Source organism: Aeromonas lacus (genome assembly GCF_000764665.1).
Lineage (GTDB): Bacteria > Pseudomonadota > Gammaproteobacteria > Enterobacterales > Aeromonadaceae > Aeromonas > Aeromonas lacus.
Genome location: NZ_JRGM01000144.1, coordinates 48,776 through 61,835, shown reverse-complemented (window position 1 = coordinate 61,835; position 13,060 = coordinate 48,776). Strand labels below are relative to the sequence as shown.

The 13,060-nt window shown below is 58.7% G+C and carries 11 protein-coding genes; 6 read left to right on the top strand and 5 right to left on the bottom strand.

Going from position 1 to position 13,060, the window contains the following annotated elements; genetic code table 11:
* Nucleotides 1–102 precede the first annotated feature (102 nt).
* From LG31_RS0114635 to LG31_RS0114625, 3 genes are all read left to right on the top strand, one after another.
* Nucleotides 103–1,746 carry an electron transfer flavoprotein-ubiquinone oxidoreductase gene (locus tag LG31_RS0114635; protein WP_033115190.1) on the top strand — a complete coding sequence of 548 codons (1,644 nt, stop codon included), beginning with the start codon at nt 103–105 and terminating at the stop codon, nt 1,744–1,746.
* Nucleotides 1,747–2,078: 332 nt separating this feature from the next.
* Nucleotides 2,079–3,026 (top strand): magnesium/cobalt transporter CorA, encoded by a 948-nt coding sequence (corA, locus tag LG31_RS0114630; RefSeq protein ID WP_033115189.1) that lies wholly within the window; start codon nt 2,079–2,081, stop codon nt 3,024–3,026.
* A gap of 149 nt (nt 3,027–3,175) precedes the next feature.
* Complete coding sequence (locus LG31_RS0114625; protein WP_033115188.1) at nt 3,176–3,637, top strand: DUF2919 domain-containing protein; 462 nt, start codon at nt 3,176–3,178, stop codon at nt 3,635–3,637.
* 35 nt (nt 3,638–3,672) lie between these two features.
* Here LG31_RS0114625 and LG31_RS0114620 read toward each other — a convergent pair whose 3' ends face one another.
* Nucleotides 3,673–4,392, bottom strand: coding sequence for a hypothetical protein (locus tag LG31_RS0114620; protein WP_238567526.1), 720 nt, complete (start codon nt 4,390–4,392; stop codon nt 3,673–3,675).
* A 215-nt stretch (nt 4,393–4,607) separates the two neighbouring features.
* On the opposite strand from LG31_RS0114620, the gene LG31_RS0114615 reads away from it, so the two are divergent.
* Nucleotides 4,608–5,159, top strand: a complete 552-nt coding sequence (locus tag LG31_RS0114615) for a lipoprotein (RefSeq protein ID WP_033115186.1) — start codon at nt 4,608–4,610, stop codon at nt 5,157–5,159.
* 184 nt (nt 5,160–5,343) lie between these two features.
* Entirely contained in the window at nt 5,344–7,341 is a 1,998-nt protein-coding gene (locus tag LG31_RS0114610) for a hypothetical protein (protein ID WP_033115185.1), read from the top strand.
* Nucleotides 7,342–7,443: 102 nt separating this feature from the next.
* On the opposite strand, the gene glgC is transcribed toward LG31_RS0114610, so the two are convergent.
* Complete coding sequence (gene glgC / locus LG31_RS0114605; RefSeq protein ID WP_033115184.1) at nt 7,444–8,718, bottom strand: glucose-1-phosphate adenylyltransferase; 1,275 nt, start codon at nt 8,716–8,718, stop codon at nt 7,444–7,446.
* Nucleotides 8,719–8,907: 189 nt separating this feature from the next.
* On the opposite strand from glgC, the gene LG31_RS0114600 reads away from it, so the two are divergent.
* A complete protein-coding gene (locus LG31_RS0114600; protein ID WP_033115183.1) occupies nt 8,908–10,548 on the top strand; it encodes an EAL domain-containing protein in 1,641 nt (546 codons plus the stop codon).
* Here LG31_RS0114600 and LG31_RS0114595 read toward each other — a convergent pair.
* From LG31_RS0114595 to LG31_RS0114585, 3 genes are all read right to left on the bottom strand, one after another.
* The gene (locus LG31_RS0114595) at nt 10,511–11,005 is read right to left on the bottom strand and encodes a hypothetical protein (protein ID WP_033115182.1); all 495 of its coding nucleotides are present in this window, start codon (nt 11,003–11,005) and stop codon (nt 10,511–10,513) included. The two genes, LG31_RS0114600 and LG31_RS0114595, sit on opposite strands and share 38 nt — an antisense overlap.
* A 173-nt stretch (nt 11,006–11,178) precedes the next feature.
* On the bottom strand, nt 11,179–11,541 hold the full coding sequence (locus LG31_RS0114590; protein WP_033115181.1) for a DUF2750 domain-containing protein: 363 nt from the start codon (nt 11,539–11,541) through the stop codon (nt 11,179–11,181).
* 180 nt (nt 11,542–11,721) lie between these two features.
* Nucleotides 11,722–13,026 (bottom strand): inosine/guanosine kinase, encoded by a 1,305-nt coding sequence (locus tag LG31_RS0114585; RefSeq protein WP_033115180.1) that lies wholly within the window; start codon nt 13,024–13,026, stop codon nt 11,722–11,724.
* Nucleotides 13,027–13,060: the final 34 nt, after the last annotated feature.

Sequence of the window (13,060 nt, the reverse complement as noted above, 5' to 3'; positions counted from 1 at the left end):
TGCACTTTTGCGCCGTGCTTCGCTTAATTTTTTGCTTACAAGCGCTTTACGTTTACGTAAACTACCAGCACTACCCTAGGTCAACTTCGGTGCAGAGGCAAGATGGAACGGGAAGCAATGGAATTTGATGTCGTCATCGTTGGCGGCGGCCCGGCGGGGCTCAGCGCCGCCATCGCGTTGAAACAGCAGGATGCCAATCTCTCGGTCTGCCTGCTGGAAAAGGGTGCCGAAATTGGCGCCCATCTGCTCTCCGGTGCGCTGCTCGACCCCGTCGCCCTCAAGGAGCTGCTGCCACAAAGCTGGCTGCAGGCACCGCTCGGGGTAGCGGTCAACAACGATCAGGTACATTTGCTGCAAAGCGAGAACCGCTCTCTGCAGTTGCCAAGCTGGGCCGTACCGCCACGGATGCACAATGAAGGCTGTCACATCGTCAGCCTCGGCAACCTTTGCCGCTGGCTTGGCCAGCAGGCGGAGCAGCTGGGAGTCGAAATATACCCGGGGTTTACCGCCAGCGACCTTATCATGGAAGCGGGACGGGTCAAGGGGGTGATCACCGGCGATTTGGGACTTGATCGCTCGGGCAATCCAAAACCGGATCATGTTCCCGGCATGGCCCTCTATGGCCGCTACACCCTCTTTGCCGAGGGGGCACGCGGCCATCTGGGCAAACAGCTGATAGCCACATTCAATCTGGCAAGCCCCGCCCAACCCCAACACTACGCCATCGGCTTCAAAGAGCTGTGGCAACTTCCTGCAGGCCGGGGCAAGGCAGGACAGGTACTCCATGGCAGTGGTTGGCCCCTTGGCAAGGAGGGAGAAAACCAGAGTCACGGCGGCTTCTACCTCTATCAGATGGAGGAAGATCAGGTCGCGGTCGGGCTGATCGTCGATCTCAACTACCAGAATCCCTGGCTCAGCCCGTTTGACGAATTCCAGCGTCTCAAGCACCACCCGCTTATCGCCGACCTGCTGCAAGGGGGCGAGCGCATCAGCTATGGTGCACGCGCTATCACCAAGGGGGGCTGGCACTCCCTGCCGCGCATGCACTTCCCCGGTGGACTGCTTATCGGCTGCGATGCCGGCACCCTCGACTTTTCCCGCATCAAGGGGATCCACACCGCCATGAAATCGGGGATGCTGGCGGCAAAAACCGTCGCGATGGCGCTGCGAGGTGGCGATGAAGGGGGACGGGATCTGGTTCACTATGCCGACGAACTGCACCAGAGCTGGCTGGCGCAGGAGCTGGGCGCGGCCCGCAACTTCGGAGCCGCCCTGCATCGCTGGGGCCCCTTGCTTGGTGGCGCCTTTAACTGGCTGGAGCAGCGGCTATTTGGCGCAAACTCGCCCTTCAAACTTATCGATAAGGAGCCAGATTACCGCCAACTGCGCATGGCCAGCCGCTGCGAGCCCATCCATTACCCCAAACCCGATGGCAAGCTGAGCTTCGACAAACTCTCCTCCGTTTATCTCGCCAACACCAGTCACGATGAGGATCAGCCCTGCCATCTCAAGTTGCAGGATGAGCAGCTCCCGGTAAAGGTCAACCTGCCCACCTGGGCCGAACCCGCCCAGCGCTACTGCCCGGCAGGGGTGTTCGAAGTACTGGAAACGGAGGGGGCGGCCAAACTGCAGATCAACGCCGCCAACTGCATTCACTGCAAGACCTGCGATATCAAGGATCCCAGCCAAAACATCATATGGACGCCGCCGCAAGGGGGCTCCGGGCCCAACTATCCGAATATGTAAGCTGCAGTTCACCTGTTGCGAAGAGGAGCCTGCAACAAAGGGCTCGGATAAAGGGGGGTCAGGAAGGCAAGGAGAGATGCACAAGGCGCAGCACTCAAAACGGGGCGAGCTGCTCCGACCTCGCCACCTTGCAGCTGTTTTTTTGAACAAACAGGCTGAATCCCCAATGAATAGCCCCTGACAAGCGCGGCCCGCCCCTGTATAGTTCGCCGCATTCAGGTTTTCCATCGGCCCGATCTGCTTAATCCACGGGATCGCCTTCTGCAGCGATCTAAGGCCGCATGACCTGTGCAACCATCCCTGATTACCCATGACTTTTTAAGGGGGGACAGATGATCACCGCCTACATTCTCAATAACAAGGTGCTGGACATAGTCACGCTCGGGCCTGACGACATAGTACCTGACAACACGGTCTGGCTGGATGCCTACAAGCCGGACACGGCAGAGCGAGAATGGTTGACGGGCCTGTTCCTGGAAGAGGTTCCCGACAAGGAAGAGCTCGACGACATCGAAGCATCAGCCCGTTTCTACTGGGATACCGATGGTCTGCACATTCACTCCCTGTTTCCCCAGCGGATCGGTCGTGACACCAAGGGGGTCCACGTCTCCTTTACCCTGCGCAACAACCTGCTGATCAGCATTCGTGAAGATGACATCGGGCTGGTTCGCCTGCTGCGTCACTATATGCGCCAGGAGCGGCTGGAGGTGGAGGATGCCCTCGATATCCTGCTGGAGGTGCAAAACCTCAAGGTAGAGTACCTCTCCGACCTTATCGAAGATGGTTACAAGACGTTGGAAAACACCGCCGATCAAATCTTCGAGCCGGATCAGATCAACCCCATGCTCAAGGAGTTGATGGCTCAGGAAGAGGCCAACGGCCAGATCCGTCTCTCCCTGCACGATACCCGTCGCGCCTTGCGCTTCCTCAAACGCAGCCTGCGCCAGCGTATGAGCCTTGAGCAGAACAAGTGGATCGACGAGATGCTGCACGACGTGGAGTCGCTGCTGCCCCACACCCAGTTCCTGTTCGACAAGATCAACTTCCAGCTGGAGGCCTCCATGGGGGTCACCAATCTGGAGCAAAACAAGGTGATCAAAATCTTCTCGGTAGCCGCCGTGATCTTCCTGCCGCCGACCCTGATCGCCAGCATCTACGGCATGAACTTCGGTCGTATGCCGGAGCTCGCCTGGGAGTATGGTTACCCCCTCTCGCTGGTGCTGATGGTGATGTCATCGCTCGGCACCGGTCTCTTCTTCAAGCGCAAAGGCTGGCTATAACGTCTGCTGCCCGGCACAACAAGATTCTCGCGCATTGGGGGGCATGGCCCCCCGATTAATTCCCGCCTCCTCCCTCGCCTTGCAAAGGGCTCGCCTTCGCCCCATATCCTCTGCATCACTTGCACTCTATGAATGGATATCGGGCAACCATGACCCTCTACCCCGAACACCGCTATGACGATCACGGCCAGCTTCGTCCCCCTCTCTGGTTCTGGCCCATCGCCCTGCTACTGACCCGCTCGGTCTGGCTCTTTCTGATGGCTGGCGTCACCCGCCAGAGCGGCAGCGAGATCCTTGAGCTCTTCTACCCTGACAAGCTCACTCTCTATATCAGCCTGCTGACCGATGTGCCCGCCATGCTGGCACTGCTCGCCTGTGGCGGCACCTATCAGCAGACCCACGGCATTCGCGCCAAACTCAGGCGCCATAGCCCTTTGTTGCTGCTCTGCTCTGCCACCAGTGGCATGCTGATGCAGCTGCACAGCCTCAACTTGCAGAAGTGGTCGTTCAGCTGGCCCACCGCACTGGTGCTGGTCGCCAGCCTCTGGGCGCTCTGGTATCTGCTGCGCAGTCGCCAGTTGCGCGAATATGCGGCCGACGAGCCCCACTAACGGGGCTCTGGGCAAGGATTGTGAAACGTTCAGGCCTATTGAGGAGTAACCCGGATCTGCAGGGTATGGCGATCGCTCTGGCTGCCTCGCCCGCCCTGCAACTGCGTACCAAGAGTGCTGCCCTGCTGCGCCGAACTGGTGGATAGCTCTCCCACCGTCAGCCACTGGCCCGGGGCCCCGCTCACCTCGGTGGCGCTCTGCCCACGATTGATGGTGCCCTGATCCAGCCTTGCCTGTTCGCTGCTCAACGCGATCTGCACCCGATCGCCAATCAAGGTGGCCGTGGCATAGAGGCCGTTCACCAGCGGCATCATCCCCACCACGGCGCCCCCGTTCCACTGATAGAAGGTCACCGGCTGATAGGAGCCCATCTGCAGCAGCACGGGGCGACCCGAAAGTCCACGCACCTGCCAGCTGTCGTTCTGGCTGCGCTGGTACTGCTCGGCATTGCCATCGAGCAGCCACTGCCGCTTGGCCTCGTCGCGACTGATTGAGCCCCCCAGTTGCTGGCCACTGCTGGTCCCATCCACCCGCCACTCGATAAGCAGGCTTTGCGGCGGCTGGTTGATCTGCGCCAACGTGGTTTCGGCCTCCTGCAACTGGGCTGGCGTCCCGCTCAGCACCAGCTGATTACCCATGGCGCTCACTCCTAGCCGGGGATAGATCTCCTTGAGGGTTTGCACCGCCGCCTGCGCCTCGAAGACCGGGATCACTTTCACCTCGGCCCACGAAGGTGAACTCCATATCCCCGCCATACAGCAGAGCCACAGCAGCCACCTGCATCCATATCTCGTCAGACTGCCCATCACATCTCCTCCTAGACCCGAACCGGCTGTTCGATGATGAACCCCGTCACAGGCAAAAGACAACCTCCGAGATGCTCCTCGCAACAACCGTGTCATCAGACTCCCGCCCGGGGCGGGTTATCGCGTAAGATACGCCTCATTATGTTGACCAACCGGAACCTCTCATGCTGAAACAGCTGTTGTTACTCCCCCTCGCCCTGCTGCTGGCGGCCTGCTCGCTGACCCAGTACAACGTCAGCGAAGCCGAAATCAACCAGTACCTCAAAAAGCAGGTCTCTTTTGAAAAACAGCTGGGGATCCCCGGCATCATGTCGAGCAAGATCCGCCTGGACGAGATGCAGAGCCGTATCGGCCGCAAGCAGCCGGATCGTATCGAACTCGATGCAGCCGGTGACCTGCAGGTAAGCAGCCCCCTTGGCAGCCAGCAGATGAAGGTTCGTTTCGCCCTGAGCGCCCGCCCGGAATATGTCGCAGAACAGGGTGCTATCTACCTGCGTGATCTCGAACTGGTCTCGGTGCAGACCGATCCGGCCAACATAGGTGCCGCATTGACCCCCATCCTGCCCACCTTCAATCAGTCACTCTCCCTCTTCCTGTCGCAGACGCCGGTCTATCGCCTCGACAGCAGCCGTAAAAACGAAGCGAGGATCAAGGAGAAGGTCGAAGATCTCAAGGTAGAACCGGGCCGTCTGGTGATCCCCTTCAAGGTACTCTGATCAGGCAATTTCTCCCCCCTCACCTTTGTTGTTCAAACCGCCCGGCCTCTTGTCCTGTTTCCCAGACAAGGTGCCGGGCGGTTTTTTGCTTCTCAACCCGGCGCGAACAGAGCATAATGCACACCATTCTCATTTAGATTCGTCATGAGAAGCGTCAATAATAAAACCAATGGTGAAAAGGGACATGAGAAAAACCGTTCTGGTACAGGCCGTTGCCTGTGCTCTGGTGAGTGGCATCGCACACGCAGCCGTCAAGGTTGAAGACAAGACTTTCAACACCGCCGCCAACATGCTGGCCTATACCGAATTCGAACTCTCCGGCGAGCCGCTGGCTGAAGCGCTGGGGCTGGATCTGGACGTGCTGGATGCCAATCGCGCCGATGAGCCGACCCCGTTCGACTTCGCCGCCGGCATCGAATCCTATGAATACTCCGAAGAGGCGATGTACGCCCTCAACTATCAGTCCGGCATGGGCCCCCATCTGGTGAACGGGCCGCAAAACCTGGCCCGTGGCGGCACCATGGCAGCTCTCGGCAAACGGGTCATGGCCATGGCGGACGCAGTTGGCTTCCCAGCTGACGAGATCCCGCAAGGCATGTATCCCCTCTCCCTGCCCTACGCCTCCGCCAACCCGGAGTTTGCCGAGGCAGTGAATACCACACCGGTCAATGGTGACCAGATCACCATCAAGACCGCCAAAGGGGTCGAGAAAACCGTCAAGACCCAGGTTCCGGCCTACTTCCGCGACTACAGCACCCTGCGCTGGAGCGGCAGCGACAACCTGCTAGTACCGGCAGCTGTGGGCGGCATTCTGCTCAAAGAGGTGATGTGGTCCCAGGACTTCCTCGGCGGCATGCATGTGGCCGAGAGCGATGAAGAGGTTGAAGCCGCTTCAACCACCATGGATCAGGATGGCAAGCACAAGCTCGGCGTCTCTGCCGCCGACGGCTTCAACGGCATGATGCTGACCGAACAATCCATCGACAAGCTGACCATCATGCAGAACCAGCTCGGCTTCGATGGCAAGCGGCTGGGTACCAAGATCACCCCGCAGTACGATCCGGCCAAGGGCATCATCTATTTCCCCCATCAGGTGAAAGTGACCGAGACCCGCAACAACGATGCGGGTGCCATCGGCAAACTCGACGTGGTGGATGGCTCAGCCCAGCTGCGCGATGCCTGGATGATGCTGTGGCCGCTCTCAGAGTTTTACGCCTTCAGCGACCAGCGCTCGGCCAACACCAACCAGAATCCGGCCTTCCACGCCGTGTTTGACGGCGAGCCGTTTGCCGCAACACCCAAGGCCAACCAGGCCAATGATCTGGGCAAGGCTGTTGCAGGCAGCGACGCCTTCTCGCTGGCGCTCAATCTCTCCAGCTTCACCTTCAAAAACCTGACCGCCCTGCACTTTGATGGCAAGGCTGGCACCTTGGTCGACAGCTGGCAGGCAGGCAAACAGGGCAAGCACGTCACCACCTTTGACGCCGCTTACGCCCTGGTCGCCCTGCAGATCTTCCAGCGCGCTCAGGATGCGCTGCCGGTCGGTTACGCCGCTGGCGACAATGGCGAGCTGAACCTAAAGACCAAGCAGGGTCAGCAGGCACTCGAGCTTATCCGCAAGCAGGCCGATTTCATCCTTGCCAATCTCAAGGGAAACAACGGGCTGGTACACGATGGTCTGACACTGGGTGGCAAGGTAGACAAGGCGCAATCCGTTGATGCCCAGTTTGCCGCTATCCGCGGCCTGACCGCTGCGTTCCTCGCGACTTCCGATGCCAAGTACCGCACCGCTGCGCGCGAGCTGTTTATCGCTGCTGACAAGGCCTATTTCAGTGCCAAAGCGGGCACCTGGCTGGCTGGCAAACAGGGTGAATACACCCCCTGGACCCAGGCTGCCATCTCGGGCGCGCTGCGTTCTGCCATGCTAAACCTGCGCAATGAAGGGGCAGAAAAAGCACCCGAGCTGGAGTTGGCCAAGCTGACCGGTCAGTACGTCAGCTGGTTCCGCGGCACCGTCAACGGCGGCATGCAGATGGCCGAGTGGGTCGGCGACTCCGGCGAGAACGTCATAGAGGGCGCCGGTGGTGACACCGATGAAGATGGCGTCCCGCAAGTAACCGCCGCCGGAGGCAAGCACGGCACAGCCATGGTGATGGCAGCCAAAGCGGTGGTTAGCGAGTAATCCGCACCATTCACCCGGATGAAAAAGGGAGCCTTGATGGCTCCCTTTGCATTACAGCGTCTGACTCTTCATTTCAGGGCACTTCAATTAATTCACCCGGTGTTAACCCAGCTTGTCCAACATCTCCTTGGTCACCAGCACAATGCCCTGCTCGGAGCGATAGAAGCGGCGTGCATCCTCATCGGCATTCTCGCCAACCACCAACCCGTCGGGTACCTTGCAGCCCTTGTCCACCACCACCCGGCGCAGACGGCAGCCAGAGCCGATCTCGACCCCCGGGAAAATGACTGCCTGATCGAGAGTACAGAAGGAGTGCACCCGCACGTTGGTAAAGAGCACCGAGTTAAGCACGAACGAACCGCTGACGATGGTTCCGCCGGCAAACATGGAGTTGATGGTCATGCCGTGCTGGCCATTTCTGTCCTGCACGAACTTGGCGGGTGGCGTCAGGGTCTGGCTGGTCCAGATGGGCCAGTTTTGATCGTAAATATCGAGCTCGGGCAACACGGAGGCGAGGTCCATGTTCGCTTCCCAGAATGAATCCAGGGTACCTACATCACGCCAGTAGGGCTTTTGCCCCTCGCGAGCCCCGACACAGGACATGTTGAAGGGGTGAGCAAAGGCCAGCCCTTCTTCCACGATGCGGGGGATCACATCCATTCCGAAGTCGTGTTTGGAGTCCTGATTGAGAATGTCTTCCTCCAGCAGCTGGTAGAGGTACTCCGCCTCGAAGATGTAGATCCCCATGGAAGCAAGGGAGCGATCATCGCACCCCGGCATGGCGGGCGGGTTGGCCGGTTTTTCCACGAAGGCGCGGATCTTGCGCTGCTCGTCGATATCCATGATGCCGAAGGCGGACGCCTCGGCGCGCGGCACCTCGATGCAGGCTACCGTGACCTTGGCGCCGAGACGCACGTGATCGAGCAGCATGGCGGCATAGTCCATCTTGTAGATGTGATCCCCCGCCAGCACCACTATGTATTTGGGGCCGTAGTCGCGAATGATGTCAACGTTCTGATAGATGGCATCGGCAGTACCGCGATACCAGTGCACCTCGTCCACCCGTTGCTGGGCAGGTAGCAGATCGATGAACTCGTTCATCTGGTAGCGCAGGAAAGACCAGCCTGATTGCAGATGGCGCAGCAGGCTGTGGGATTTGTACTGAGTCACCACCCCCACGCGGCGGATCCCCGAGTTGATACAGTTGGAGAGTACAAAATCGATGATGCGGAACTTGCCGCCGAAATGGACGGCCGGTTTGGCGCGGTTGTCGGTCAACTGCTTCAGGCGACTGCCACGTCCTCCCGCCAACACCAGTGCCATACTCTGGTTCAACAACTGACGTGCTTTGGCACTATTTTCGGGCTCTAACAACATGATTTACCTCTGCCTTGTTTGATCTATTTTCAACCCATCTTCGCCTGTTTCAGTAGCACTGAAAGTGGTTTCACTCACATTTAACCGATCTCAATTGGCCCTTTTATCCGAGTTGCGAGTCATAACATGTTTTGCTTGGTAAGCTTGGTTAAAATTTCCTCACAAAGCAGCCACTTCAAGGATGACAAGATGGTTCACAAGCTCGGACGCCCTCTCGTTTTAATCGCCATCATAGTGGCCATACCTCTATTGCTTCTGCAAGGGGTTTGGCTGGCTATGCAGAGCACTCCGTTGACGCTCGTTCTGATTCTGGGCACCACGCTTATCGGCATGGCCCTATTGCTGATGCTGGCTCTGCGCAACCTGGGCGGCATTCAGCAACATCAGGAACAGGTCTGGATAAAAGCACTGCGCAGCCGGGATCCGGAGCTACTGGCAGAGCCCCGGTCGCAAGAAGCGCTGCAACAGTTGCTGGAGCAGTTTGAAAGCGCCGAACAGCACGTCCATCGCCAACTCACCGAGCTGAGCAATCTGGCCACCACCGACGAGCTGACCCAGCTGCTCAATCGCTACGCCTTTCGCCGCGACATGACTGAGCTGTTGCAGCGGGATCAAGATACCCAGACCGCGACGCTGGTGCTGGTGCGCGCCACCGAGCTTGGCAAGATCAACGCCCAGCGTGGTTTTCAATCGGGGGATGCCTATATCAAGGACATGGCTGCGCTCATCAAGCGGGTGGTCAGCCGGTTTCCCGGCAATCAGGTCTATCGCATTTCGGGGGCTGACTTCGCGGTGCTGGTGCAACCGGCTGCCAATATCCCCCCTCACCTGCTGGGGCAGGATCTGAAAGTCGCCTTCGATCACTATCAGGAGCAACACGAGCTGGAGAGCACCGGTTACTCCGGACTGACCAAGCTCAGCAGCGGCCAGAAAATCGAGGCCGTGCTGGCCCGGGCCGATCTGGCACTGGCCCGTGCCCAGACCGAAACCATCAATGGCTGGGCCATTCAGCAGGATGACAATGTCTCCGATATGCAGGGCCAGCAACACTGGCGTGACGTACTGACCGAGGTACTGGCACAGGAGCGACTCAGCTTTACCTATCAGCCGATCCAGCCTCTGCATCGCAGCATGCTGGCCTACAACGAGATATATACCCGCTTTACCGGCAGCGATGGCACCGCGCTGCCCACCGATACCCTCTTTGCCATGGCACAGCGGCTGGACCTGGTGATGCGACTGGAGCAGCTGGTCATCACCCACATCATGCGCCAGTACCGAGCATTTGGCTCCAACCAGAGTCGTTGGGGGATCAATCTCTCATCCAACCTGTTGCAAAACAGTGCCTTTTTGATCTGGCTGGACAGGCAGCTGCTCAAGGATCCCAACACCAGCGCCAATCTGGTGTTCGAACTGGATGAAGAGCATCTGGAACGCAACCTGACTGGTGCCAAGCGGGTGTTTGAACTGCTCAGACGCAATGGCAGCCGCTCGGCCATCGCCAGCTTCGGCAAGGGGATTGGCTCATTCACCCTGTTTCGCGAGCTGAAACCTGACTACATCAAGCTCGATCCCGCACTCATCACCGGACTGGAGCAGGATCAGACCAACCAGCAATTTGTGCGGATGATTGTCGATGTATCGCACCGGATGGGGTGCCAGGTGATTGCCGAGGGGGTGGAGCAGCTGGGACAAAAGCAGCTGCTGCAGGGAATGTATGTGGATGGACTGCAAGGCTACCTGATCGCCCGGCCGCAACCTTTGCGACCGGATATCAGCCAGCTTGGTCTCTTTACTGAGGATGTTTCAACTTCAACAGAGTCAGAATGATCTCGTTGAGCTGGCGATAACGCTCCAGCTCTTTCTGATCGTAACGGGTAGCCAGGGTGGTGGGGTTGTGGCGGTTCTTGAGGTAGCGGTTGATCTGCAGGCGATTGAACCCCGCCACCTGATAAACCTGTGCCAGCAGGGTATTCAACTCCTCATTATCCAGACCGGCTCTTGCCAGATAGTGGCTGTCGGCCGGGCTTTCGGTCTGGAAACTCCACTTGCCGATACGGCCACTCTCTTGCAGATAGGCAAGCCACTGCTCGACATAGAGCGGTTTGCAGCCAGCCAGCAAATTGAAGAAACCGACCGAGTCGCAGCGACAGCCGCTCAGCAGCACGACCGCCAGTGCATCATCGTCACACTGGAAAATGACCGGCCCGGATTGTGCCCAGTCCAGCGCCTGAATGCGGATGCTGGCCCGTCCTCCCGTCGCACCTGCGACATCGAATAGAAACATGGCGCCCCCCATGGCAAAAGGTTGATGATGGACCATCCCCCGACGAGGTGCAAAGGCAAATTGGCATTTAACTCATCAACGTGGCCATTCGACCATAAAAAAGACCGGCATCCGTGAGGATACCGGTCTCTATCTTGATGCTCTGTACGTTCAGACCATCAATGGAGGCGCTTTCAAGCGTCCAGTTCAACCAGCGCTTTGGCCAGCTCAATGGGTTCGAGCTCCTGGCCTTCCAAATCAGCGTTCCAGTTCGGGCCGACCAGCACATCGTCTTCGTCCAGATCGTTGATCCAGATATCGAGAAACTCTTCCAGATCGATCACTTCCGGCTCGTAATCGGCCCACTCGTCCACGCAGTGCAAACGGGCATCTTCTTCGGCAGACCAGAGCGGCATGACGTCGGCATCTTCAAACTCGGCAGAGCGGCAGACCACCCAGTCCTCACCATAGCGCAGGCCCCACACCTGACCCGACTCGCGGACTTGTTCGATAAAAAGTTGGAAATTGGCGTCAAGGTTCTCGGTAAGCATGCTCATGGGGCTCTCTCATTTTCTCAGGTGCGGCGGCATTGCCGGCCGGCAATGCGGTGGCCAAATGGTGTCGCAAAAGCGACATGGACTCAAGCATATTGGGGTTATTGATGGAAAAAAGGGGCCTAAAGGCCCCTTTTCACGTCAAAACGTCTGCCAATGGCGGTGTTTTGCAACAATTCGGGATCAACGCTCCCAGTAAACCTCTTCCAGACTGTCCTCTTTCTCCGGCAGACCGCGAGAGAGACGTGGGCTGCTCTGGGCCAGCACCTCGTAACTCACCCGGTTGGCGTACTTGCACACCTGGGAGAGCGAAGAGTAGGTCAGGAACTCGGAGATGTGCTTGGCAGAGTTGGGTACATTCATCCGGTGATAGGAGTTGGCCACCATGTCGTGCAGCACGGCGGAAAGCGCGCCATCCCCTGCCCCGTTGGTGTTCTTGATCTTCTCCGGCCCGCCCATGTAGGGAGAGATATGGGAGTAGATCCGCACCGGCTTGCGGCACTTGGCCCGCGCCATGGGGCGGCTGAACTCGTACATGTTGAACTCGGGGATAACCCCGGGCAGCAGCGGCAAGGTGGTCTCGCGCTTGAAGTCATCTTCGGTGTAGGCCGCCATATAAAGCCCCACCGGACCGGCGGTACAAAGCACCATGTCAGCCCAGTCGAGCGCCTTGTCGGCTGCGGCCAGCGGATCGGAGAAACCGGTCAGGGCCTCGCCCTCTTCCTCGTTCATGGCGAGCACGGTGACGTTTTCGCTGATGAAGTCACGCCACCACTGGGGATCGGACTCGATGACGAAACGGGTACCCAGGGTCAGCACCACCGGCACACCGGCCTCGCGGGCATAACGCACCGCGGCCATGGCGGCATCTTTCATGGGGGTGCCATCTTCACCGCGCACCAGATAGGCGGTGATGACCAGAGCGGAGGACTCCTTGATGATCTCTTCGGGGATGTGCTCTACATCCAGATGATCCATCTTGCCGGCGTTGATGCCAAAGCTGCGCTCGCCCCCTTCGGTGATGAAGGTAAAGCAGCGACCGACAGGGCCGTCTACCGGCTGCAGGTAGTCGAGGTTGACGCGAGAGGAGGTATTGCAGAGGTAACGATAGGCGTAGCTGCCGATGCGGATATCCTGGCTCATGACGCCAAGCAGGATGGAGTGGGAATCAGCCAGCACCGAGTAGTTGTGCATGGTGTTGCCGATGGTGCCACCGGCAAATTCGCTCACTACCATGTTGTTGCTCTTGAGCTCGTCGTAGATCTGCTCGGCCACTTCATCGGAGATGAGCATGGAGTGGCCACGGCTCAAGCCATAACGCTCGAGAAACGCCAGATCGACATGGGCTTCGATGTCGACCAGCGTCTGGTCAATCCCGACCACATAGGCCTTGCCCCGCTCCGAAAGCACCGCACTCTGGGAGATGAGGGGATCACGACGATCCACAGGAAAGTAGTGTTTGGACTTGCGCTGACCGGGAAATTTCATGGCAATGTTCTTGTGCTCTGGGGGAAAGAGGGGC

What these genes read in the sequence shown, in the direction of transcription:
- LG31_RS0114620 (WP_238567526.1), bottom strand. Translation starts at nt 4,392, where the DNA reads ATGGCGGGGATATGGAGTTCACCTTCGTGGGCCGAGGTGAAAGTGATC.
- LG31_RS0114600 (WP_033115183.1), top strand. Translation starts at nt 8,908, where the DNA reads ATGGTTCACAAGCTCGGACGCCCTCTCGTTTTAATCGCCATCATAGTG.
- LG31_RS0114625 (WP_033115188.1), top strand. Translation starts at nt 3,176, where the DNA reads ATGACCCTCTACCCCGAACACCGCTATGACGATCACGGCCAGCTTCGT.
- LG31_RS0114610 (WP_033115185.1), top strand. Translation starts at nt 5,344, where the DNA reads ATGAGAAAAACCGTTCTGGTACAGGCCGTTGCCTGTGCTCTGGTGAGT.
- LG31_RS0114590 (WP_033115181.1), bottom strand. Translation starts at nt 11,541, where the DNA reads ATGAGCATGCTTACCGAGAACCTTGACGCCAATTTCCAACTTTTTATC.
- LG31_RS0114615 (WP_033115186.1), top strand. Translation starts at nt 4,608, where the DNA reads ATGCTGAAACAGCTGTTGTTACTCCCCCTCGCCCTGCTGCTGGCGGCC.
- corA (WP_033115189.1), top strand. Translation starts at nt 2,079, where the DNA reads ATGATCACCGCCTACATTCTCAATAACAAGGTGCTGGACATAGTCACG.
- glgC (WP_033115184.1), bottom strand. Translation starts at nt 8,718, where the DNA reads ATGTTGTTAGAGCCCGAAAATAGTGCCAAAGCACGTCAGTTGTTGAAC.
- LG31_RS0114635 (WP_033115190.1), top strand. Translation starts at nt 103, where the DNA reads ATGGAACGGGAAGCAATGGAATTTGATGTCGTCATCGTTGGCGGCGGC.
- LG31_RS0114585 (WP_033115180.1), bottom strand. Translation starts at nt 13,026, where the DNA reads ATGAAATTTCCCGGTCAGCGCAAGTCCAAACACTACTTTCCTGTGGAT.
- LG31_RS0114595 (WP_033115182.1), bottom strand. Translation starts at nt 11,005, where the DNA reads ATGTTTCTATTCGATGTCGCAGGTGCGACGGGAGGACGGGCCAGCATC.